A 22,014-nucleotide genomic window follows, 5' to 3' on the forward strand; every position below is an offset into this window, starting at 1 on the left:
TCATCAACAATGATCGATCATTTGAGGAACCGGAAAATGAAGTGGCATAAGCGTCTTGTATTGGTGGCGGGCATCGGTCTATCGATGCTGTCCGCCGTGACCGCGGTCCAGGCGGCCGAAAGGCAGCAGATCGTGGTGGACCTCGTCAATGAGCCGTCAACCCTCGATCCTCAACTGCAATGGAATCCCGATAGCTACTTCGTCTATCGCAACATCTTCGACAACCTCGTGACCCGCGATAATGCAGGCAAGATCGTCCCGCAGATCGCCACCGCGTGGAAAAACGTCTCGGATACCGAGATCATGTTTACGCTTCGCGACGACGTTCACTTCCACGACGGAAGCGTTCTGACAGCCGGCGATGTTGCATTCAGTGTCAACCGCATCATCGATCCGAAATTTGCAAGTCCACAACGCGCGCAATTCGGCAAGATCCTCAAGGCTGCCGTAACAGGCGATCACGAGGTGACGTTGACCTTGAAGACGAGCTCTCCCGCTCTTCTAGCCGCACTGACGAACCTATCCATCGTCCCTGAACACGTCGTCGAAAAGGTTGGGAATGCAGCCTTCAACCTTCAGCCAGTGGGGAGTGGCCCATACCGTTTCGTAAAGTGGGACAAGGGCGTTTCGGTGACGCTTGCGCGCAATGACAGCTACTGGGGAGCGAAAGGGCCATTCGCGACGGCTGTCTTCCGTGCCGTGCCCGATGCGTCGACGCGGCTGGCCGACATCCAGTCCGGTACCGTGGATCTGGCAAGGGCGTTGACCTCCGACCAGGCCGGGCAATTGCAGACGTCCCCGAATGCCAAGGCGTTGCCTGTCCTCACCGAACGGCTTGCCTATATTCGCATCAATCCGAACAAGCCGCCGTTCGACAAGCTTGAGCTTCGTCAGGCATTGGCCTCAGCGATCGACAAGGAGGGCATTACGCAGGGCATCCTCGGCGGACTCGACAAGCCGATCGCCGAGATGGTGACGCCGGCGCATTTTGGCTGGAGCGATACGATCAAGGGACTGCCCTTCGATCCGGACAAGGCAAAATCGCTGATCGCGGCTGTCGGTAGACCGGCCAAATTTCAGCTGACGATCGGCGCCTTCTTCGACCAGAGGGTTGCGCAAGCCATTCAGCAGGAGCTGCAGGATGTCGGCTTCGACGTCGAGATCGTCAATGTCGATACGCCGACCTTCCTGCAATTGATCCAGAAGGGGCCAGCGGACGGTCCCACACTTGCCATCAGCACCTCGTCCTGTGCCTGTCAGGATGCAGACGGGGCTCTCTATTCACTCTTTCATTCCGGCAGCAGCTGGACCATCACTGCCAAGCCCGAGATCGATGCCCTGCTGGATGAAGCAGCGTCATCGCTGGATGAGAAGAAGCGCCTTGCCGACTACGAAAAGATCGGCAGCTTCATTGCAAGTGAAATACCGACCGTGCCGCTTTACCAGATGGTGTCGATCTACGGGGCGGCCAAAAATTTGGACTTTCAACCGACGCCGAACGAGAGCTTCTTCCTCAATCGTTTACAGTGGCGCCAATAATAGCAAGCGCAGCTATGTCTGCATTCTGGAACTATCCCAGATCCCGGCAACACAGCCGGTATCGGAGTTTTGGACCCCGGTTCAGGCTGTGGATGGATTATTGCGATGTCCTGGTCAAGGATGCGACAGGTCAGTCGCTGACGGCAACGCTTTACGGTGGGCACGACCGGATGGACAGGTTCGACGATATTCTCCTGACCAATCCAGCGCTGCTTTCCATCGAATTCTGTCTGGCCAAGCTTTTGCAGGAGGCCGGCATATGTCCCGATTATCTCTTGGGCTACAGTCTAGGCGAACTGGCAGCCTGCGTCGTTGCCGAAGTCCTGTCATTGGAGCAGGGGATACGGCTCGCGACGGAATTCGCACAATTGCTGAAGAAGAAAAGCCCGGCAGGGGGAATGTTGGCCATCCTTGGCAATGAAGGGATGATTGACGATCACCCCGACGCTTTTGCCCGTTGCAGCATATCCGGCAGGAACTTCGACACCAATTTTGTTGTCAGCGGACTGGAGGGAGAGATCGCGAAACTGCAGGCCCATCTCGGCAGCTTCGGCATCGTTACGCAGCGACTGGCGGTCAATTTCGCGTTTCATTCGCCCGTGATCGAGCCGTTGAGGCCGTTCTTCCTGCAGATGTCGGGATCGTTCGATTATGCGCGGCCAAGGATACCCATAATTTCCGCACAGAAAGGTCAGGGGATCGCCGATGTCGATGAAATGCATCTGTGGGAGGTTATCCGGAAGCCGGTGGATTTCCAATCGACCATCGCACAACTTGTGTCCCGGCAGGATTGCATGTTCGTCGATGTCGGCCCCAGCGGTACATTGTCGACGGCTGTCAAATATCTGTTGCCGAAGAATACGTCATCGATCTTCCTCCCAACCCTGAACCAGTTCGCCCAGGACCGACCGACGTTGGATAAAGCGATTTCGTGTCTCTCTGACGCGATAGTCCTAACGTAGATTTCGCGCGATGCCCGTGAGCGTCCGGTGAGCGGATCTTGCTGAAGGAGCCTGTTAGGTGATGTCAGGGCGTGCCCCAGACACTGCTCGGCGAAAGGGTCTGGATCTACATGGCGCAATGGGGCCGCGCGTTCGGGGCCGCGGCGGAATTCGTCGTCGTGCCCTCCGTGAAGGCCGTTGGCCGACAACGTGTCCTCCGAGATCGGAGCGTCGCTCGGTGTGCCAACAATGACCGCGCATCGCTGCCTGTTCGCCGACGGAGACTTGCGGGGCAAGCGGGTCCTTGTACAGGGAGGAGCAGGTGCTGTCGGCAATGCGGCGATCCTTCTTGCGAAATGGGCAGGGGCGTGGGTGGCGACGGTGAGCCGCGAGGAGCAGGCTGAGGTCGCGCGAGCGGCCGGGGCTGATCTTATGCTCAACCGGCACGAAGAGGATGTCGCTCAAGGCGTACGATCGGCGACCGGCGGCCACGGCGTCGACCACATCGTAGACGTCGACATCTCCGCCAACATCGACGTCGCGATTATTTGTCTGGCCCGCGACGGAGTCGTCTCGGCCTACTCGACGGAATCTCCGCAGGCCAGGCTGACGATCCCGTTCTTATCAGGCGATAACGGCTTTCGGTTCCAGGAACGCCTCGAGGCCGAACACGCCATACTCGCGACCGATACCCGACTGCTTGAAGCCGCCGAAGGGAGCGAGCGGTTCGTGCGGCGCGCCATTGACGACCACGCGGCCGCACTCCAGTCGATCCGCGAGCGTCTGCATGCGTGCGGCGTCGGTGCCGTGAAGATAGGCCTGAAGCCCGTACTGGGTGTCGTTCGCGATGGACACTGCCTCGCCCTCGTCGCTATAGGCGATAACCGAAAGGACCGGACCGAATATTTCTTCGCGCGCGATGCGCATCCGGGCGTCGACATTCGTGAATATGGTCGGCTTCGCGAACCAGCCACGATCCAGTCCGGTAGGCCGTCCGAGACCGCCCGTCAGGAGGCTGGCGCCTTCTCGTGTCCCCAGCCCGATATAGGACTGGACGCGGTCGTACTGCTTCTGACTGACCATCGGCCCGATCATCGCGTCCGGATCATCGGGAGCGCCGACCTTGAACCTCTCAGTCTCCTGCTTCAGCCTGGCCAGCACTTCATCTAGCCGACGGTTCGGAACCAGAACGCGGGTGCCGGCGATGCAGGACTGGCCGCTGTTGATGAAGCCCATCCGCAGTACGGCGGGGATGGCCACATCCAGATCGGCGTCGTCGAGAATGATGTTCGGACCCTTGCCGCCAAGCTCCAGCGTGACGCGCTTGAAGGTGTCGGCCGCGCTACGCAGGATTTCCCTGCCGACCGCGGTGGATCCGGTGAAGGTCACTTTCGCGATATCCGGATGCCGGCTGAGTTCCGCGCCGACGACATTGCCGAGCCCGTTGACGATGTTGAACACGCCTTTCGGCAACCCCGCTCCATGCAGGCACTCGGCCAGGACCTCTGTCTGTATCGCGCTCATCTCGCTTGGTTTGATGACGATGGTCGAGCCGGCGGCGATGGCGGTTGCGAGCTTCGACGTGATGAAGCCGATGTTGCTGTTCCATGGCGTGATGGCGGCGGCGACACCGACCGGCTGCATGACCACGCGCGCTCGACCCATATGGCGCTCGAACTCGTAGCCCTCCAGAACGTTCGCCATGGTGAGAAAGCTCGAAGCAGCATGGGGAATAGCGAAACGCGTGAAAGTCTGCGGAGCGCCGTATTCGAGCGCCATCGCTTCGGTGAGATCGGAGACGCGGGCGGCAACAGCGGCATTCAACCGCTTCAGCATGTCGATGCGCTCGCCCTTCGTCGTACGTGAAAACGCGGGGAAAGCACGTTTCGCCGCCGCAACGGCCTCCTGCGCGTCTTGGAGACCGCCGAGGCGGACCCTGCCGATCTTCTCTTCCGTGGACGGATTGTGGAGATCGGCCGTCTCGTTCCCCTGCGGCGTGACGAACTGGCCGTCGATATAGATTTTGTCGATGTCGCGCATTTCTAACTCCTTTTGACTGTTGAGGCATATCTGGCATTTTGGGATTGTCCTGATAAGCTGGCCAAAAGTGCTCAGGCTGATAGGAAATTACGGACAATGATGCGTGGCTCTCTTGCCGAACTCGAGGCGGTCCTCGCCGTTTCTTCCCAAGGTGGTTTTCGAGCTGCGGCTCGCGAACTGGGAATTTCCTCATCATCCCTCAGCCAGCAGATCGCCGCGCTGGAGACGCGCATGGGTGTCAGACTGTTCAACCGTTCGACGCGGAGCGTGGTCCTTTCAGCAGCAGGTGAACAGTTCGTGGCAAGCGTCGGTCCGGCGCTGGAGGCGATCCGTAGCGCCGTCGAGCACGTCGACGAGCACCGAGCGGAAGCGACGGGCACCTTGCGCATCAACGCCTCGGTCGGTGCGATCCGGATGATCCTGACGCCGCTGATCCTGGAATACATGCGCCGGAACCCGCTGATGTCGGTGGAGATCGTCACCGAGGGCGCGCTGGTCGACGTCAACGCAAAGGGCTTCGATGCCGGAATAAGGATCCGGGAGGCCGTTCCCCATGACATGGTGGTCGTTCCGATCGGCGACAGCATCCGCCCTGCCATCGTCGGATCGATCGAATACTTCCGACGCTATGGAAAGCCACAGGTTCCGGTTGACCTTCACGATCACCATTGTATCCGCGCCCGAATGGCGAGTGGCGCGATCTACCGCTGGGAGTTCGAGCGAAGGGGAGAGACTTTCTCGCTCGATGTTCCGGGCAAGCTCACGCTTGATGACAGCGATTTGATGCTGCGGGCGGCCCGAAATGGAGCCGGACTTGCCTATTTGAACGAATGGCAGATCGCCGACGATGTGGCCGCTGGAAGGCTGGAGCAAGTCCTCGCCGATTGGACCCCGCCATACCCGGGGCTGTGTCTCTACTATCCGGGAAGACGGAACATCCCGGCGAAACTCCGCCACTTCGTCGACTTGATCAAGGCGCTGCGGGAAAAAATGGACGTTGAGAGACCTCCTTCAATTTAGGGGATCGCTCTTCAGGGTTGGTGCGAAACCCACCTGTCATCTCGGCGGTTTCGGCACTGTTTCATGCAGCGTAACGGTCCAATGTCAAACATGAATATTCAGCTGGCCGATCGCTCGTTGCATCCTGTGCTCACGGATCGGGAATGGACCCAGTTTTAAATCAGGAGCGACCATATGAAACTTTATCACCATCCGTTGTCGGGCCACTCGCACCGCGCCAGGCTCTTCCTTTCACTGATCGGACTTCCGCACGAGCTGGTCGAGGTCGATCTGAAGGCTGGCGCTCACAAGCAGCCCGACTTCCTGAAAATGAATCCCTTCGGGCAGGTCCCGGTTCTGGCGGATGGCGATGTCTTCATTTCGGATTCCAACGCGATCCTAGTCTACGTCGCCAAGAAGGCAGTTCAGGCGGCATGGCTTCCTGAAGATGCAAAAGGAGCGGCCGACGTTCAGCGGTGGCTTTCGGTTGCAGCCGGTGAGATCGCCTACGGTCCGGCAGCCGCTCGTCTGGTGACGGTCTTCGGTGCCAAGTTCAATCCGGAAGAGGTCATTGGCCGTGCACACACCATCCTTGGCCGGATCGAGAGCCAGCTGCAAGGGCGGGAATGGCTGGTGGGCAACGGCCCGACGATCGCCGATGTCGCGATCTACAGCTATGTCGCGCGCGCTCCGGAAGGCAATGTCGACCTTAGCGCCTATCCCTCCATCAATGCTTTGCTGGCTCGCGTCGAGCAGCTTCCGGGTTTCGTCGACTTCGTCAAAACGCCCGTCGGTCTTGCCGCCTGAACCTCGATAGGGCGTGCGGCACCTCGCACGCTCTCGGCCTCTTTTTCTGGAGAATGCAGATGTCCATGAAGCTTAAAAAACTGCCGGCGTGGCATGAAGGCGAGACCTTTATCCAGGAAAAGCTCGGCGTAAAGGAACGCATGGCCGCTGTGGGCGAGCGTGTCGTTCGCGATTTCATGCCCGACCAGCATCGAGACTTCTACGCCCAACTGCCTTTCATCGTTCTTGGTAGTGTCGATCAAGCCGGTGACGCCTGGGCGACTTTTGTCGAAGGCCAGCCGGGTTTCATGTCGTCACCCTCTCCCGTCGTTTTGGACATTGCCGCGACCCGAGATCCGAGCGACCCAGCAAGCGAAGGACTGGCCGACGGCTTGCCGATTGGTCTTCTCGGTATCGAGATGCACACGCGTCGCCGCAACCGCATGAATGGTTTTGTCTCGACGATCGATGGCGGTTTCCGCGTCGATGTTGACCAGAGCTTCGGAAATTGCCCGCGCTACATTCAGCTGCGCGACTTCGCGTTCGAACGCCAGCCGGGAACCTTGTTTCAAGGTGAAGTTGAGGAGCTGCCTGCACTTGATGATCAGGCACGCACGATTATTCGAGAAGCTGACGCGTTTTTCGTTGCCTCCTACGTCGATCGCGAAGACCGGCGCCAAGTGGACGTCTCACATCGCGGTGGAAACGCCGGATTTGTTCGCGTCGGTGACGACGGCATCCTGACAATCCCCGACTTCGATGGAAATCTCTTCTTCGCGACGCTCGGCAACATCCTGCTGAACGGAAAGGCGGGACTTCTGTTCGTGGATTTCAAAACGGGCGATATGCTGCAGATGACGGGGAAAGCCGAAGTCATTTTCGACTCGCCCGAGATCGCCGCCTTCCAGGGCGCTGAGCGCTTTTGGACATTCAAGCCGACACGTCTCGTTCGTCGCCGCAATGCACTGGCTTCGAGATGGGCTTTTCAGAAGGACGGCTGGTCGCCGAGTTCCCTGATGACGGGGAGCTGGCAGCAAGCGGCGGACCGTCTTCTCGCCACAGAGATTGCCACAAGCTGGCGGCCAATGACCGATCGCTGAAGCGGATCGCAAGTTTCGTTGGCCGCTTGGCCGCCGGCCGGACGGCCATCCGGGGTTGAGCGATTTTGGATTTTAGCCCGCACATCGGGGAGATTGAAAATGGTCGGCTCGTCAATTGATCCACGGGTGAGGCTTTCAATAGAGCTTGCTCTTGCCGGAACCAGTGCGGGCCAGCCCTTACTCGGGAAGCAGGAGGAAGCCGGTCGTGCCCTCGGCATGACCGGCGCTGAGATGGACGTCGCAAGGCGCGGTTCCAGCTTCGATTTCAAGATCTCGGTGGCGATCTCGCTTGCGCTGGATGCCTGCCAGGAAAGCCGCCAGCGCGCATTATACGCTGGCCTTTCCGTAGAAGCCTGTGCGGAAATAGAACGCATTGCGCAAGCCATCCGCGCTAACCCAATCAACCTTGATATTCGGCATGATGCCCCTTGAGGCTTCGGTTTCGAGCACTTAAGGTATTGGAAAACCGAGTGCTTTGGGGGGGAGTGGATGGACCGTTGGCAAGCAATGCGGATTTTCGTGAAGGTTGCTGAAACCGAAAGTTTCGCAGATACCGCTCGCCAGATGTTCATGAGCGCCCCGGCTGTCACTCGTGCCGTCGCATCTCTGGAAGACCTGATCGGAGCTCGTCTCTTCGTCCGAACAACCCGCTCGGTGAAGATGACCGAGGCCGGAGCGCGTTATTTTGACGATTGCCGTCGGATCCTGGCAGATATAGCAGAGGCGGAAGCGGCGGCCGGTGGTTCGTACGCCACCCCGACGGGGACTCTCTACATCACAGCATCAGTTTTATTTGGTCAGATGTATGTGCTTCCGATCGTGACGCGCTATCTCGACACATACTCCACGGTGAAGGCGAAGACGCTTTTCGTCGATCGGCCAGTTAATATCGTGGAAGAAGGCATTGATGTGGCCATTCGCATTGGTCATCTCCCGGATTCAGGCCTTACCGCTATCAAGGTGGGAACTGTTCGTCGCGTGATGTGTGGCTCGCCCAAGTACTTCGAACGCTACGGTGTCCCGAAATCGCCGGCCGATCTCAAAGACCACCGCATTGCTGCATCGACTGCAGCTTGGGCATCGCCTGAGTGGCGGTTTGCCGATGATCAGCGTGTGACGGTTGAGCCGGTTCTGCAATGCAATACCAACGAAGCTGTCATACATTCAGCACGCGAGGGATGGGGCCTCACAAGAATACTTCATTACCAAATTGGGCCCGCATTGATGGCGGGAGAGTTACAGATCGTGCTCAGCGAGTACGAGGAACCACCTCTGCCCATTCACATACTGCATCCCGAGGGCCGGCATGCTCCTGCGAAGGTTCGAACGTTTGTTGATATGGCTTCGGCCAGCCTCCGTGAGAACAGGCTTCTCAATTAGCCCTTTAAGTCACCGGAATAGACCCAAATCCAACTGAGCTGAATGCTCGGTCTCGCCGCCAATTTGTGCTGGATCAACGTTGAAGCAGACATAAGAGCCCGGTTGTTACTAAGCGCAATTGTTGCATGGGCAAGCTGATCGCATTGGCTGCGATCTGGCCGAAAGGGACGTTCACCAACGCCGGCGCAACTGTCACGGTTCATCCAAATAACCGCTCAATCCGGCCACTCATATCACCAGACGTAATAATCCCTTGTCCAATACGAACATTCTTCTTCTACGCCGAAAGAGCGATGTTGATTCCAGGCAATAAGCTTGTCACCCGCCATTGAGGAGAACCACAATGTCCCGCACTCTTGCCGCCCTGCTTCTCGCATCCGCCAGCATCTTTGTTACCGTCCCCGCAAGCGTAGTCTTCGCCGAAACACCTGCGATCGCTCAGCAAGTACCTGCGGCGGTCCATTATCGCTCCGTAAAGATCGACGGCGTGAACGTGTTCTATCGCGAAGCCGGCCCAGCCGACGGCCCGGTCGTCGTCCTGCTTCACGGCTTTCCGACGTCGTCTCACATGTTCCGCAACCTGATCCCGCTGCTCGCTGACCGCTACCGGGTCATTGCCCCTGACTATCCGGGTTTCGGTCAGAGCGACGCACCCGATCACACCAGGTTCGAATATTCCTTCGGCCACTATGCCGATATCGTCGATACGTTGCTGACCAAGCTCGGTGCCGCCAAGTATTCGATGTATGTCATGGATTATGGCGCACCTGTCGGCTACCGGCTGGCGCTCAAGCATCCGGATCGCGTCACGGGACTGATTGTCCAGAACGGCAATGCCTATGACGAAGGCATTCGCGATTTCTGGAACCCGATCCGCGCCTACTGGAAGTCGGGGGCGAAGAAGGATCGGGCAGCGCTCTCGGGGCTCGTCGCGCTGGAGACGACCAAGTTCCAATATACCGATGGCGTCAAGGACCTGACCCGCATCAGCCCCGACAACTGGGTGCACGACCAGGCGCTGCTCGACCGGCCGGGGAACAAGGATATCCAGCTCGACCTGTTCTACGACTACCGCACCAACCTGCCGCTCTATCCGCAGTTCCAGGCGTTCTTCCGCGACCGCAAGCCGCCGACGCTGATCGTCTGGGGCAAGAACGACAAGATCTTCCCGGAAGAGGGCGCGCATCCCTATCTTCGCGATCTTCCCGAAGCAGAGTTCCATCTCCTTGATACGGGCCACTTTGCGCTTGAAGACAAGCTGGACGAGATGGCACCGTTGATCCGGAGTTTCCTCGATCGCAATATCGCGAAATGAAAAAGCACGGGCTTCCTGCGCCAGTCGAGAGCGAGCTCAGGAAGCCTCCAACGGGGGAGGAGCATCACAATCGTGATGCACTTCGTTCACTGGCTCGTCTCCACCGAACGGGTTGTCACACGCGTACCTGTGCCGTTCTTCCGTATCGTTATCGGTCGGGCCGGGTCTGCAGGCAGCTGGCGGTTCGCTTCCGAAGCACATGCCGGCTTTTCCGGAGAGCAAGCAGCTACTCGCGAAGAAGAATTTGCGGCAAATATCGCCAATGAAAGACGGGGTCGGCGGTTCGATTCCCTTCAAGAGCAAACTGTGACTACTGGAAGCGACTACCCTCCTCTTGTCTTGCGTCGTCGCGCTCTCAACCCTCAACAGCCTCCGACGTTATTCAAAGGGTCAGACTGCCACGTTGACGCAGACCCGCATCATACTCCGCCCAGTTCGTCACCTTGAACTCATCTTGCCGATGTGATGACGGCGAGTGGCGTTATGTTTGTGTGGCATCGATGATCAATCAAGCTGTTTTCAATCGCAGCTGCATAGGTGGAAACTGTTGAAATTTGATCCGTGCACCTGCGCTCTTTGATGGAAATAACTTCGCCTATATTCCACGCGAATGGATTGTTCCTTAATTTATATGAGCATGATACAACGAAATCGGGAGCTTTATAGAAAAATTCCGATCCATTACTGGCTATATGGCTGAATGTCAGAACAATAGAAATGAAATCGACCACATTAAGCTTCATGCAGCTCGCATCTTGCTTACGAGGAGATCCATCGGGTGTGACCGATTGGGACGCTGTATTGGCGCTCGCGAACAATACTTTGCTGACGCCGGCAATTTGGTCGGCCATATCGGCGAACGACCGTCAAGACCTCCTGCCGGAAGACGTGCTTTCGTTCCTGGGTTTCATCCACCGCTGCAATAAGGTGAGAAATGCACGGCTGCTGGCGCAACTGGAGGAGCTGGTTGTCGCGTTGAACGTTGCAGGGATCGTACCGACGCTCAACAAAGGCACAGCGCTCCTCGCACTTGCGTGCGTGGATCGCATCACGCGCGACATCGATGTCACCGTTGCCGACAATGAAAAGGAATTGGCGCAAAAGTGCCTCCTTCAGCTTGGATATCTTCCGATCGAGGCCCTTGGTTGGGGCAGATCCAAGGATGTCGGGGCTGTCGATCTGCATTATCCGCCCGGCAGATATCCGCAATATTGGCCTTCAGACACGCGTCTTTCGAAACATTCCGAGGAAATCCGTGTCGGGTCGGGAAAGGCACGCATCCTTTCGCCGACACTTCAAGCCCAGCACTGGATTGTGCACGACATGCTGAAGGATGGGCATCTTTGGGCTCTTCATATCGACCTGCGAAATCTTTTCGAGCTTTACCGGCTCGCAAAAGCGCCTGAAGGGATCGATTGGCATGAATTGGATGCCCTGCTCTCGGACTCCTTGGGCCGAGCAATGCTGGATACACAATTATTGGCGCTGCGTTCGATTTTCGGAACCGATATCGTGCGAGACAGGCCAATTCCAGCATGGATAAAGTGGCATCACGGTCTGCGATCCCGGGAATATCACCCCTTGCTGGGAGGTGCCGTTCAGGCCGTCGGCCGCACCGCTTGGGGCATCCGCATTTTGCAGATCCGCTGGCGATTTCGAGGGCCGTGGAGCGAACTGCCCGGGCGCATTATGCGCAAGGGACAGAAAGCTCTCAGAACCCGCGCCTCGAAGAGCGTCAAAGATCTCGTATGATCTCGACGGCTTGCCCGAGCGGGCCGACCTCCATTTCATATACGCGGGAGATGTTGACGGCCTTGCTCAGCGCGGCGAACGCCTGATCCGTCAGCCTGCGAGTGGGCGCAGCCGCTTCAGTGAGCAATCTTTGAAAGGCCAGAAGAGGCGACATCCTCGACAATGATTGTCGCCGCGCAACATTCTGACGCAGAAAGATCATTGTCGTCGAGCGAGCCGGCGCAATATGGTCGCTATCGATATCGCCGGGAATGAATCTGACTTCTTTTCCGTCGGAACGAACGTAAGTGGGGCTTGACGCAACTTCAGGTTGGAAAGTCTGCAAAAGGGTCCAGCTTCCCCTTTTTACGGCAGCCGGAAACGGAATACCTCGAAGCGCGCCCTTTTCGTCAACGATGACGATATCATCGCCGAGCAGCGAGCACCCATTCTCGGCCGAGAGGGCAAGTGCGAGCGTCGTCTTACCTGCTCCGGGGGCGCCGGCAATTAACAATTGCCTGTCTCCAAGCCGCAGAAGAGCCGCATGCAACGCGAGCGTGAAATCGGTCTGCAGCAATGCCTCGGTCAGAAAGGCTTTTATTGCCGGGATAATTTCCGCCCGCCCGACCACGCCTATGCTTTTGCCGGCCGCAGTCAGCTCATATCGATCCGCATTGAGCCTGATGACGAGATGTTCATGCCTGCATCCGGGCTCCATTGGAATGGCGATGCCGCGAAAGAGCTGCTTCAATTCTGCGGATAAGACATCGGGACACTCGATCATCCATCTGGAGTCATTCAGAGCAACCGCGAAAATGGATGCCGAGCCCTGGCATACATGAAGGATACCGAGCCCGACATAGCGATCGAGCAAGGCTTCGGCGTCCGGCCTTGCCAGCTTGCATTCGGATGAAAATTGCGCCGACAATTGGCTCCAGCCTATACCCGCGGCACAATTTGAAACCTGCTGCCAGGTCCAAGCCGCAAGACTGTCGACTTCATATAAACGCTGCTCTTGGCAGTTGAACAAGGCAAAAGCATCGCCCAACTGCGCAATGAGAATGTCCCTACCCGGCAGCAGTATCATGTTCCGGGCAAATCGATCAGCGATCGATGTCTTCCTTGCCGGAATTACCCGGCACGCCATCATCGCCGCCATTGCCGTAGCCATTGTTGCCTTGGCCGGATTTGGCGATCGCGCCCGAACTCAGTGTGGTTGAAAGTAAGAAGGTCAGAACAGGTGGTGCCACGACCGCATATTTTCCACACCCTTCGACAAATTCTCGCCGGCTCGGACCGATATTTTCTGATTTATCATGCCTGTCCATGAAAGACTCCCCTCCTAGTGTGATTATTGCAAGTACTATTCATGAGAGAGTATAAATGTTAACTCAGAGATGCATATTTTATGCTCGCATCTTGGCAAAATATACATTGTCACAATATGATGAAACTTGCAACAAGGTTGAAGCCATCAGATCGGCAACCTTCCATATCGCAGCCCGCCGCTAGTGGATTGATGCCAACGTTTGGTGCCCGCGGTTGACTGCGGCCTCGCTCACTCTTACCGAGCTCCGGCTACTCGCCCATATGGCCAGGGCGCCCACAAGGGTTTTCACACGCGGTGAGCTCGTGGATGCCTGCCTTCCGGGCAGCGACGCGCTCGATCGCACCGTAGACAGTCACGCCAGCAATCTCCGCAAGAAGTCTGAGCAGGCGGGCGCGCATGGAATGATGTCCGGTGTTCGTGGCGTTGGTTACAGATCGTCGGCGGAATCCTAAACCCGGAACGACGGGGTCCTCGACGCAGGCCAGATGAATTGCTGCCTCTCGCTTACCAAAGGATGTTCCGTAGTAGAACCTTATCCCACGAAACGCATATGGTTCAGTAGGTTAGATAAATTTCAGAAAGGGTCGTTGGTTCGACTCCCTTCAAAAGTACAGATGTTCTCTGTCCTGATAACAGCCAATTTGTTTCGCTTCTTCAAAGGTCGCGGTACTCGATGCGTTGAATTGGTTTTGCTCGCCAGGCATTTATGCGTTCGTACCCGGCAGGCTATAGGCCTGTTGGAAATAACGGCGGAAGGCAAGCATGGGCGGGCTGAACTCGACATTGGCTCGCCAGGCGAGTCCCACATCCATGGGCGGAACCGGGTCCTGTATGTTGACGGTCTCGATGCGCCTTCCTTCCAGCGACCAGGGTCGGTGCACCATGTCCGACAAAATGGCGACGCCGAGGCCGTTTGCCACCATCGACCTGACAGCCTCGATCGAACTGGTCCTCAGGAGCACCTTGGGCTGATAGGAACTCTGGCTCCAGTAGCGCAACGAAGAATGTGCCGCCTCATCGACCGTCAGCATGATGTAGGGCTCTTCGGCGATTTCACGCAGACCTATCCCGTCGCGGCGTTGCAGGTCGTGGCCGGCTGGCAGCCAGAGGCGCCTGACCGAACTTAGAAGCGTCTCGGTCGTCAACATCGGATTGAGGATGTTGGAAGTCAGCAAGACCGAAATGTCGTAGCGATTGGTCAGCAAGCCTTCTTCGATCGACTCGCGATTGACTTCGTAGAGCTGGATTTTCAGCTTCGGATAGAGGCGGCGGATACGCTCGATGTGCATCGGCAGGAAATAGCCGATGACGGTGTAGGTCGCTGCGACGACGAGCTCGCCTTCGATGTCGCTGCTGACGAGGTTGAGATGGGTCGCCTCGTCAACCTTCGCCAGGATCTCATAGGCATGGGACAGGAATTGCCGGCCTGCTGTCGTCAGGTCCATGCCCTGTGGCGTGCGGTTGAACAGAGAGACGCCGACCGTGAGTTCGAGATCCTTGATCGCCGCAGTGACGGCAGATTGGGAGATCGACAGGCTGACGGCCGCATGCGAGATTTGTCCATATTCCGCCGTTGCGACGAAGTAGCGAAGCTGCCGCAGGCTCAAGCTCATGAAGTTCCTCCCATCTATTTATCTGAAAACATCTGCTGCGATTCAGATTTCATGGATCTAAAACGAGCTGATTTTCGATAAACCGTACGCAACTTTAATATACAGTTGATATTGCTGGATATTTTCTGATGCTATTTTAAGCATAGATATCAGTTTATCAGATATCATGGCTTTAAAAATTGTATTTTTCAACGGCAGCCTTTGCCTCTAGCGTTCACATATCGGTCCCGATGGGATGCAGGTGCGAGGGAAGGCATTTGAAGGAAGCTGTCGATATCAATTGCGACATGGGGGAGGCCTTCGGCCGGTGGCGGATCGGCGATGCGCATGACGAGGAGCTTATCTCGCTCATCAGTTCGACCAATATTGCCACCGGGTTTCACGCCGGCGATCCCAATCTGATGGATGAGACCGTGCGGATGGCCGCCGCCCACGGCGTCGGCGTCGGAGCTCATCCCGGCTATAACGATCTCCAGGGCTTCGGACGGCGCAAGATCAACGGCACCAGCCGCGAGATCGTCAACGATCTGATCTATCAGGTCGGTGCGCTACGCGAATTTGCCAGACGCCATGGCGTGCCCGTCCAGCATGTAAAGCCGCATGGCGCTCTCTATATGGAATTGGCGGCGAACGCCGATCTCTCCCAGATCTTCATCCAATATATGCGCACCGTCGCACCGAACATGTTCGTGTTCTGCATGGATGGTTCGGCAACCTGCCTTGCTGCGCAGGAGGCGGGTCAACCTATCGTGCGCGAGTTCTATGCCGATCGCGACTACGGTGATACGGGCTGGATCGTCTTCACCAGGGACGCCGGCCGCCCTAATCCAAAGGCAATTGCGCGCAAGGTCGTGAGAGCTTGCACCGAAGGCGTCGTGCGTACCGTCAACGGTGCAGATATTCCGATCGCCTTCGATTCCATCTGTTTTCACTCCGACACTTTGGGTGCGCTCGATATCGTGCGCCACATGCGCGAGGCCCTCATTGCCGAAGGCATAAAAATTGCACCCGTTTCACAGATTTTGAACAGCGACGCAGCGCGGAGGTCCCATGAGCAAGCTTGAGATCAGATCACCCCTTCCGGGAACCTTCTACCGGGCTTCCTCTCCGGATACGCCGCCCTTCAAGGCTGATGGCGATGCCGTTGCCGCCAGTGATACGATCGGCCTTATCGAGGTCATGAAAACCTTCCAGCAGATTCCGGCCGGGCTCGACGGCAAGAACATCACCTTCCTCGTCGACAATGAAGAGCCTGTGATGGCCGGGCAAATCATCGCGGAGGTGGATCCATGACGATCCGCTCGGTCCTCATTGCCAACCGCGGCGAAATCGCCGTCAGGATCATCAGGGCTGCCAAGGCGCTCGGCATTCGTAGCGTGCAGGTCTATAGCGCTGCGGATGCTGACATGCTTGCGGTCAAGCTCGCGGATGAGGCGATCAATATCGGCTCGCCGGCTCCTAAGAAATCCTACCTGAACATCGAAGCCATCATCGCTGCTGCGCGGGCTGCTGGTGTCGATGCCGTCCATCCGGGATACGGGTTTCTGTCGGAGAACGGAGATTTCGCCGATGCCGTGGCGGCGGCGGGCATGATCTTCATCGGACCGAGCGGCGAGGCGATCCGGCTGCTTGGCGACAAGGTGGCAGCTCGCGAAATTGCGAAACGAGCGGGTGTTCCGACAGTTCCCGGAAGTGACGGCCGTGTGGCGGATATTGCTGCCGCCGAGGCGATTGCCGAGCGCACCGGTTTTCCCGTGATGATCAAGGCGGCCGCCGGTGGCGGCGGGCGCGGTATCCGCATCGTTCAGTCGCTCGCCGAACTTCGAGAGCAGTTTCCACTTGCCTCGGCGGAGGCGGCGGCCGCTTTCGGCGATGGCGGCCTCTACATGGAGAAGGTCATCACCCGCGCCCGGCATATCGAGGTGCAGATTTTCGGCGACGGGCGGAATTTCGTCCATTGCTTCGAGCGCGAATGCTCGCTGCAGCGGCGCCGCCAGAAGGTGTGGGAGGAAGCGCAGGCTTTTCTTCTTCCTGATGACATCAGGCAGCGCCTCTGCGCCAGCGCCGTCGCGCTTGCCGCGGAAGTCGGCTATCGCGGCGCGGGCACCGTCGAATATCTCTACGACGAGGATAGCAGGCAGTTCTATTTCATCGAAGTGAATACCCGCATCCAGGTCGAGCATCCGGTAACCGAAATGATTACCGGCATCGATTTGGTGCAGGAAATGTTCAAGGTGGCGAGTGGCGCTCCCTTGTCGCTGTCGCAGTCCGATATTCGGGCACGCGGTCATGCTATCGAGTGCCGGATCAATGCCGAAGACCCGGCCAAAGGCTTTCTGCCGGCGCCGGGCACCGTGACGCGGCTCTCGATTCCGGAGGGAGAAGGCATCCGTTTCGATACGATGCTTTATGCAGGCTATACCGTGCCGCCCTTCTACGATTCCCTGCTCGGCAAGCTGATCGTCTGGGCCGAGGATCGCAATGCCTGCCTCGACAGGTTGGCCGCCGCCCTTTCCAATCTGACGATCGAGGGCTTGCCAACGACGATCCCTCTGCACCTCGCGCTCGCTCGCGACCCGTCGGTGCGCAAGGGAGCATTCCATACGCGTTTTCTCGAGTCCTGGCTGGAGACCGATTTTGCCGCGGTTGACGGCATATCGGCGGAGGTTGCCTGATGCCTGCTCGCTTTACGTTCGGAGGTGATGAGCATCTCTTCGTCGAATGCAGCGACGAGATGTCGCTCGAAGCCTTCTTCAAGAGCCTGTCGATGGCGAGAGGGGTGCGCGAGAGCGCCATCAAAGGCGTCACCGAAATCTGCCCTGCCAACGCCTCCTTCCAGATCAAGTTCGATCCCGACATAATCAAGCCGGACGATCTCTTGCGCGAGGTCAGGGCGATCGAGGGTGCCGCCGAAAAGGCGGAGCCGGTCATTACCACCCGCATCGTCGAAATCCCGGTTTTCTACAATGATCCCTGGACGCATGAGACGCTGATGCGTTTCCGCGAGCGGCATCAGGAGCCGACGGGGACCGATCTCGACTACGCTGCCAGGATCAATGGTTACGACGCGGCGAAGGAATTCATTTCGGCCCATGCCGGCTCGCCTTGGTTCGTTTCTATGGTCGGCTTCGTCGCCGGACTGCCGTTCATGTATCAGATGGTGGAGCGGCAGCGGCAGATCGAGGTGCCGAAATATCTGCGCCCGCGAACCGATACGCCGCGGCTGACTGTGGGACATGGCGGCTGCTTCGGCTGTATCTATTCGGTGCGCGGGGCTGGCGGCTATCAGATGTTTGGCATCACGCCGATGCCGATCTTCGATCCCACGCAAACGACGAGTTATCTCCGCGATTTCATGGTGTTCTTCCGTCCCGGCGACATTGTGAAGTTCCGGCCAATCGATCGCGATGGCTACGACCAGGCAGTCGAGGACGTCGACAAGGGTCGCTTCACTCCACCGATCCGCGAGGTCAGTTTCGATCTTAGGCAATACCAGGCCGATATCGACGGTTACAACACCAGGCTGGAGGGCGCGCTGCATGGCCATTAAGGTTCTTCATCACGGCCTTTCCACCACCATTCAGGATCTCGGACGGCCCGGTTATTTCCATCTCGGCATCCCCATCGGCGGCGCCATGGATCGTTATGCGATGCGGGCGGCAAATCTCCTCGTCGGCAATGATGAGGGTGCGGCCGGGCTCGAAGCAGTCTTCATGGGCCCCAAGCTCGAATTTCTCGACGATGCCCTGATTGCCGTTACCGGTGCGGACATGCCCGTCAGGATCGATGGCGAGCTGCAGCCGGGATGGACGGCGCTCAAGGTCAGGGCAGGGCAGACCGTAAGCTTCGACTTTCTGAAGGCCGGGGCGCGGGTCTGCATCGCGGTGTCCGGCGGCATCGATGTTCCTGAAGCGCTCGGCAGCCGATCGACCTATGTGATCGGTGCCCTCGGTGGTCTTAACGGTAAGGCCATCGCCACCGGAGACGAGCTTCCCGTCGGCTCGGGCTCCTTGGATAGAGCGGGTAGATCCGTTGCCGAGGAACTACGACGCAAGCCCGGCACGCCGGCCGAGCTCCGGGTTTTGCCTGGGCTCTATTGGGATCGGTTGACCGAACAGACAAAGAGCAACTTCTTTGCCGATCAGTGGAAGGTGGCGCCGGAAGCCGATCGCATGGGGTATCGCTTCCGCGGCGGCCGCAAGCTTGAATTCGTCGAGCGCAAGCAGCCCTTCGGCGCAGGCTCGGATCCGTCGAATATTGTAGACAGCTGCTATCCCTATGGCTCCATCCAGGTGCCCGGCGGAACGGAGCCGATCATCCTGCATCGCGATGCCGTCTCGGGCGGCGGCTATTTCATGTTGGGAACGGTGATCTCGGCCGACATGGATCTGATCGCCCAACTGCAGCCGCATACGCCGACGCAATTCGTGGAGGTCACCATGGATCAGGCACTGGCGGCGCGGGCAGACCGGCAGGCATTGCTTGCGCGCCTTCGCGCTGCTCTGGCGTAGGGGATCAAGCGGATGGCTGCCTCTTCGATCCACCGTTTCCGGCGCGCATGGAATGGATCAGGGATCGCCAGCGTCTCATTCGAGAACGCGGGTCAGATAAGCGGCCGTCACGCCAGGGCCGGGAATGATGGCGACGATCTTCATTTGCGCGATCGTGCGGTCGACCGAGGCTTCGAGATGGTTCTCCATCATCGCCGCCGCCGCCTTGACGGCACCTCGCAGCAGCAGTTCCGCGATCAGGCGCAGTTCCGTGATGATGGCGGGATCGCCGGGCAGCCCGAGCCGCCGCAGCAATCTTTCCGTCGCCGTGACAGGCAGCAGATTGTTGCGGATGGATTCCTTCAGCCGCTCGTTCGGCGTCGCGAGAATGCAAATCTCGATGAAGTCGGCATGGATGGCTTCCAGCGCCGCAAGGTGGTCGGCCGGTTCGTGCTGCTCGAGATCGGAGAGGCGCTGGAACAGATCGTTCAACCGTTCCCGGTTGACGCGGCTGGCCCCAGCGACCAGCGCCTGCGGCTCCAGCATGCCGCGCAGGCCGTAGTGATCCTTGATCATCTGCGCCGTCAGCGGGCCGGCGATCCAGTGGGAGGATTGGTTCTTGCGCACGAGACCGCGTTCGCGAAGCCGGGTCAGCACGTCGCGCACGACGGTGCGGCTGACGTTGAAATGGTCGGCAAGCTCGATCTCGATGATACGGTACTGGCCGAAGACGACACAGCCTGCGACATCGGCCTCGACGGTATTGTAGATCCGCTCCCAGGAGGCGCGGCTCTGCAAGGCTTCGTCCGCGTGGCGCGGGATGGTCAGGCCGAGGGTCTTGATATCGGTGCGCTTCGGCTCGATGCCCTGGCCGGCGGGACCGACGAGATAGCCGCGTCCGTTGAAGCGATGCACCAGTCCTTCGCTCTCCAGCGTCTGCAGCGCCCTCTGCACGGGCGCGCGCGAAATCTGCAGGATATCGGCGATCGGCCCTTCGAGCAGGACCACGCCGCGCGGCAGCGTGTTGTCCTCGATATTGCCACGCAGAACATCCTCGGCGATCTCGTAACGCTTTTGCGCATTCGGGCGCGCATGGTTTTCGGTCATCTGATGCAATGGACTCACGTCGTTCTGATGCCTCACTCTTACGCGTTTTGTAATTCTAACATAGCGCAAAAATAAATGACTATTGAATACAAAATATGTTTTCTGCTCGCGAATGCAGTGAATCTATTTTCGCTGATTGTTGACGCGTAGCGCAGCGATTGGCGCCATTTGCTGAATGATACCGGGTGCGGCGTGTCACGTTGTGGCGGCTGCAATAACCATTTTGTCGCCAATTCTATGCGCAGAGCGGGGGTGGTCGTCGATATCGCCGCCTTTCCTCAGCTGTCCCTCAATCGATTGTTACTTCGAGGCTCGACATTTTCGGAAAAAGTCTATTGAATACAAAAATCATTTATGTAATGCTCCTAACATCAAGGCGCTCGTCAGAAGCGTCGCAGGTGGAACTCTTTGAAACGCCAAGGAACATCTCTTTGACGCGCATGTGATCATGCGCGAATGCAGGCTTACGTCTGACCGTCCGGATCAATGCGATCCAGACGAAAGCGGAGCTTTGCCCGAAGGATGGTCCTTGCCTTGAAACTGGTGGGAATTCGGTGTCGACCGTTCTTCAGCTTAGCCAAGTCACCAAGTCCTATGGCGCGTCAGCCGCGCTGGACGGGATAGATTTCTCTTTGCCTGACAATGCCTATATCTCGCTGCTCGGCCCCAGCGGCTCCGGTAAGACGACACTTTTGCGTGTCATCGCCGGCTTCGAGGAACCGGATGCCGGTTCGATCCTTTTCCACGGCAAACGGCTCGATGGCGTGGAGCCGCATGATCGCGGCATCGGCTTCGTCTTTCAGAACTTCGCTCTGTTTCCGCATCTTTCCGTTGCCGAGAATGTTGCCTTCGGCCTGCGCAATCGCAAGGTCGATCCGGTGACGGATGCGCGCGTCCTGGCGAAAAGGGTTCAGGACATGCTGTCGCTGGTTGGCCTCAGCGGATTTGACGACCGCGCTGTCACGCAGATCTCCGGCGGCCAGCGCCAACGCGTCGCCTTGGCACGTACACTGGTGACGGAGCCGAAGATGGTGCTGCTGGACGAGCCGCTCGGTGCGCTCGATGCCAATCTGCGGGGCCGCATGCGCAATGAGCTCAAGATCATCCGCGAACGCTGCGGCGTAACCTTCCTGCATGTCACGGGCAGCGAGAGCGAAGCCCTGGCGATGGGGGACCTGGTGCTTGTGCTCGATCGCGGCCGCATCGCGCAGGCCGCCGCCTCGGACGTCGTTTACAATAGCCCGGCAACGGCCTCGGTCGCTCGCTTTCTCAATTGCTATAACCTCTTTGCAGGCGATGTCGTCGCGGATGCTTTCGTCGGACCGGCCGGTCGCTTCCCTTTGAATGGTTCGCGCCGAAAGGCGCCGCAGCCAGCCTATGCGATCCGCTACGACCGCGTTTCGATCCGCTCCCGCGATGCAGTGCTATCGGATGACGAAGTGCGCATCGAGGCGGATTTCATCGCCAGCGAATATTCCGGCGCAGCGGTCAATTCCTTCTTTGCGCTCGATGGCGGCCACGTCTTCGAGGTCGAATCCCATTTGAGCCACGCCCGTCCGCCGGCCTTTGTCGAAAAGGACCGCTATGCGCTCGTTTGGAAGAAGGAGGACGCCCTTGTTTTCGGTTGATGTGAGCCCTTCGAA

The 22,014-nt window shown here is 58.3% G+C and carries 19 protein-coding genes and 5 pseudogenes; 18 read left to right on the top strand and 6 right to left on the bottom strand.

The window, feature by feature from the left end:
• The first annotated feature begins 36 nt into the window (after positions 1-36).
• The 3 genes and pseudogenes from AC13QE_RS01240 to AC13QE_RS01250 form a co-directional block, all read left to right on the top strand.
• Complete coding sequence (locus AC13QE_RS01240; RefSeq protein WP_488482233.1) at positions 37-1,539, top strand: ABC transporter substrate-binding protein; 1,503 nt, start codon at positions 37-39, stop codon at positions 1,537-1,539.
• A gap of 14 nt (positions 1,540-1,553) precedes the next feature.
• On the top strand, positions 1,554-2,501 hold the full coding sequence (locus tag AC13QE_RS01245; protein ID WP_488482234.1) for an acyltransferase domain-containing protein: 948 nt from the start codon (positions 1,554-1,556) through the stop codon (positions 2,499-2,501).
• Positions 2,502-2,729: 228 nt separating this feature from the next.
• Positions 2,730-3,017 (top strand): annotated as a pseudogene (locus AC13QE_RS01250) (zinc-binding dehydrogenase); the annotation flags it as partial.
• Positions 3,018-3,104: 87 nt separating this feature from the next.
• On the opposite strand, the gene AC13QE_RS01255 reads toward AC13QE_RS01250, so the two are convergent.
• Complete coding sequence (locus AC13QE_RS01255) at positions 3,105-4,520, bottom strand: aldehyde dehydrogenase family protein (RefSeq protein WP_488482235.1); 1,416 nt, start codon at positions 4,518-4,520, stop codon at positions 3,105-3,107.
• Between the two features lie 99 nt (positions 4,521-4,619).
• Between AC13QE_RS01255 and AC13QE_RS01260 the strand changes: the two genes are divergently transcribed.
• The 7 genes and pseudogenes from AC13QE_RS01260 to AC13QE_RS01290 all read left to right on the top strand — a co-directional run bounded on the left by AC13QE_RS01260 (position 4,620) and on the right by AC13QE_RS01290 (position 10,100).
• Positions 4,620-5,540, top strand: a complete 921-nt coding sequence (locus AC13QE_RS01260; protein ID WP_488482859.1) for a LysR family transcriptional regulator — start codon at positions 4,620-4,622, stop codon at positions 5,538-5,540.
• Between the two features lie 174 nt (positions 5,541-5,714).
• Positions 5,715-6,326 carry a glutathione S-transferase family protein gene (locus AC13QE_RS01265; RefSeq protein WP_488482236.1) on the top strand — a complete coding sequence of 204 codons (612 nt, stop codon included), beginning with the start codon at positions 5,715-5,717 and terminating at the stop codon, positions 6,324-6,326.
• Positions 6,327-6,385: 59 nt separating this feature from the next.
• A pseudogene (locus tag AC13QE_RS01270) lies at positions 6,386-7,396 on the top strand (FAD-binding oxidoreductase); the annotation flags it as partial.
• Positions 7,395-7,481: pseudogene (locus AC13QE_RS01275) on the top strand (DUF1348 domain-containing protein); the annotation flags it as partial. The pseudogenes AC13QE_RS01270 and AC13QE_RS01275, both read left to right, overlap by 2 nt.
• Positions 7,482-7,504: 23 nt before the next feature.
• On the top strand, positions 7,505-7,837 hold the full coding sequence (locus AC13QE_RS01280; RefSeq protein ID WP_488482860.1) for a hypothetical protein: 333 nt from the start codon (positions 7,505-7,507) through the stop codon (positions 7,835-7,837).
• Between the two features lie 57 nt (positions 7,838-7,894).
• A complete protein-coding gene (locus tag AC13QE_RS01285) occupies positions 7,895-8,785 on the top strand; it encodes a LysR family transcriptional regulator (protein WP_488482237.1) in 891 nt (296 codons plus the stop codon).
• 343 nt (positions 8,786-9,128) lie between these two features.
• A complete protein-coding gene (locus tag AC13QE_RS01290; RefSeq protein ID WP_488482238.1) occupies positions 9,129-10,100 on the top strand; it encodes an alpha/beta fold hydrolase in 972 nt (323 codons plus the stop codon).
• A 385-nt stretch (positions 10,101-10,485) separates the two neighbouring features.
• Here AC13QE_RS01290 and AC13QE_RS01295 read toward each other — a convergent pair.
• A pseudogene (locus tag AC13QE_RS01295) lies at positions 10,486-10,598 on the bottom strand (IS5/IS1182 family transposase); the annotation flags it as partial.
• A 282-nt stretch (positions 10,599-10,880) separates the two neighbouring features.
• Here AC13QE_RS01295 and AC13QE_RS01300 point away from each other — a divergent pair.
• The gene (locus AC13QE_RS01300; RefSeq protein WP_488482239.1) at positions 10,881-11,852 is read left to right on the top strand and encodes a nucleotidyltransferase family protein; all 972 of its coding nucleotides are present in this window, start codon (positions 10,881-10,883) and stop codon (positions 11,850-11,852) included.
• Here the strand turns inward: AC13QE_RS01300 and AC13QE_RS01305 are convergent.
• Both AC13QE_RS01305 and AC13QE_RS01310 read right to left on the bottom strand, forming a co-directional pair.
• Positions 11,836-12,759, bottom strand: a complete 924-nt coding sequence (locus tag AC13QE_RS01305; protein WP_488482240.1) for a transporter — start codon at positions 12,757-12,759, stop codon at positions 11,836-11,838. The two genes, AC13QE_RS01300 and AC13QE_RS01305, sit on opposite strands and share 17 nt — an antisense overlap.
• Positions 12,760-12,934: 175 nt before the next feature.
• Positions 12,935-13,159 (bottom strand): hypothetical protein, encoded by a 225-nt coding sequence (locus AC13QE_RS01310; protein ID WP_132721204.1) that lies wholly within the window; start codon positions 13,157-13,159, stop codon positions 12,935-12,937.
• Between the two features lie 229 nt (positions 13,160-13,388).
• On the opposite strand from AC13QE_RS01310, the pseudogene AC13QE_RS01315 reads away from it, so the two are divergent.
• Positions 13,389-13,613: pseudogene (locus tag AC13QE_RS01315) on the top strand (winged helix-turn-helix domain-containing protein); the annotation flags it as partial.
• A 252-nt stretch (positions 13,614-13,865) separates the two neighbouring features.
• Here AC13QE_RS01315 and AC13QE_RS01320 read toward each other — a convergent pair.
• Positions 13,866-14,774 carry a LysR family transcriptional regulator gene (locus tag AC13QE_RS01320; protein WP_132721576.1) on the bottom strand — a complete coding sequence of 303 codons (909 nt, stop codon included), beginning with the start codon at positions 14,772-14,774 and terminating at the stop codon, positions 13,866-13,868.
• A gap of 257 nt (positions 14,775-15,031) precedes the next feature.
• Here AC13QE_RS01320 and AC13QE_RS01325 point away from each other — a divergent pair, with 257 nt between their 5' ends.
• Genes AC13QE_RS01325 through AC13QE_RS01345 form a run of 5 tightly spaced genes read left to right on the top strand, consistent with a single transcriptional unit; the run spans position 15,032 to position 19,285 of the window.
• On the top strand, positions 15,032-15,838 hold the full coding sequence (locus AC13QE_RS01325; RefSeq protein ID WP_488482241.1) for a 5-oxoprolinase subunit PxpA: 807 nt from the start codon (positions 15,032-15,034) through the stop codon (positions 15,836-15,838).
• Positions 15,825-16,067 (top strand): acetyl-CoA carboxylase, encoded by a 243-nt coding sequence (locus AC13QE_RS01330; protein WP_113409448.1) that lies wholly within the window; start codon positions 15,825-15,827, stop codon positions 16,065-16,067. The genes AC13QE_RS01325 and AC13QE_RS01330 overlap by 14 nt, the downstream gene beginning before the upstream one ends.
• Positions 16,064-17,449 (top strand): acetyl-CoA carboxylase biotin carboxylase subunit, encoded by a 1,386-nt coding sequence (locus tag AC13QE_RS01335; protein ID WP_488482242.1) that lies wholly within the window; start codon positions 16,064-16,066, stop codon positions 17,447-17,449. Before AC13QE_RS01330 ends, AC13QE_RS01335 begins: the two co-directional genes overlap by 4 nt.
• Positions 17,449-18,324, top strand: a complete 876-nt coding sequence (locus tag AC13QE_RS01340; protein ID WP_488482243.1) for a 5-oxoprolinase subunit B family protein — start codon at positions 17,449-17,451, stop codon at positions 18,322-18,324. Before AC13QE_RS01335 ends, AC13QE_RS01340 begins: the two co-directional genes overlap by 1 nt.
• Entirely contained in the window at positions 18,314-19,285 is a 972-nt protein-coding gene (locus AC13QE_RS01345; RefSeq protein ID WP_488482244.1) for a 5-oxoprolinase subunit C family protein, read from the top strand. Before AC13QE_RS01340 ends, AC13QE_RS01345 begins: the two co-directional genes overlap by 11 nt.
• A gap of 75 nt (positions 19,286-19,360) precedes the next feature.
• Here the strand turns inward: AC13QE_RS01345 and AC13QE_RS01350 are convergent, their stop codons facing one another.
• Complete coding sequence (locus AC13QE_RS01350; RefSeq protein WP_488482245.1) at positions 19,361-20,371, bottom strand: GntR family transcriptional regulator; 1,011 nt, start codon at positions 20,369-20,371, stop codon at positions 19,361-19,363.
• Between the two features lie 554 nt (positions 20,372-20,925).
• Here AC13QE_RS01350 and AC13QE_RS01355 point away from each other — a divergent pair.
• Positions 20,926-21,999 carry an ABC transporter ATP-binding protein gene (locus AC13QE_RS01355; protein WP_488482246.1) on the top strand — a complete coding sequence of 358 codons (1,074 nt, stop codon included), beginning with the start codon at positions 20,926-20,928 and terminating at the stop codon, positions 21,997-21,999.
• Positions 22,000-22,014: the final 15 nt, after the last annotated feature.

This window comes from Martinezella sp. CNPSo 3957 (assembly GCF_057784395.1).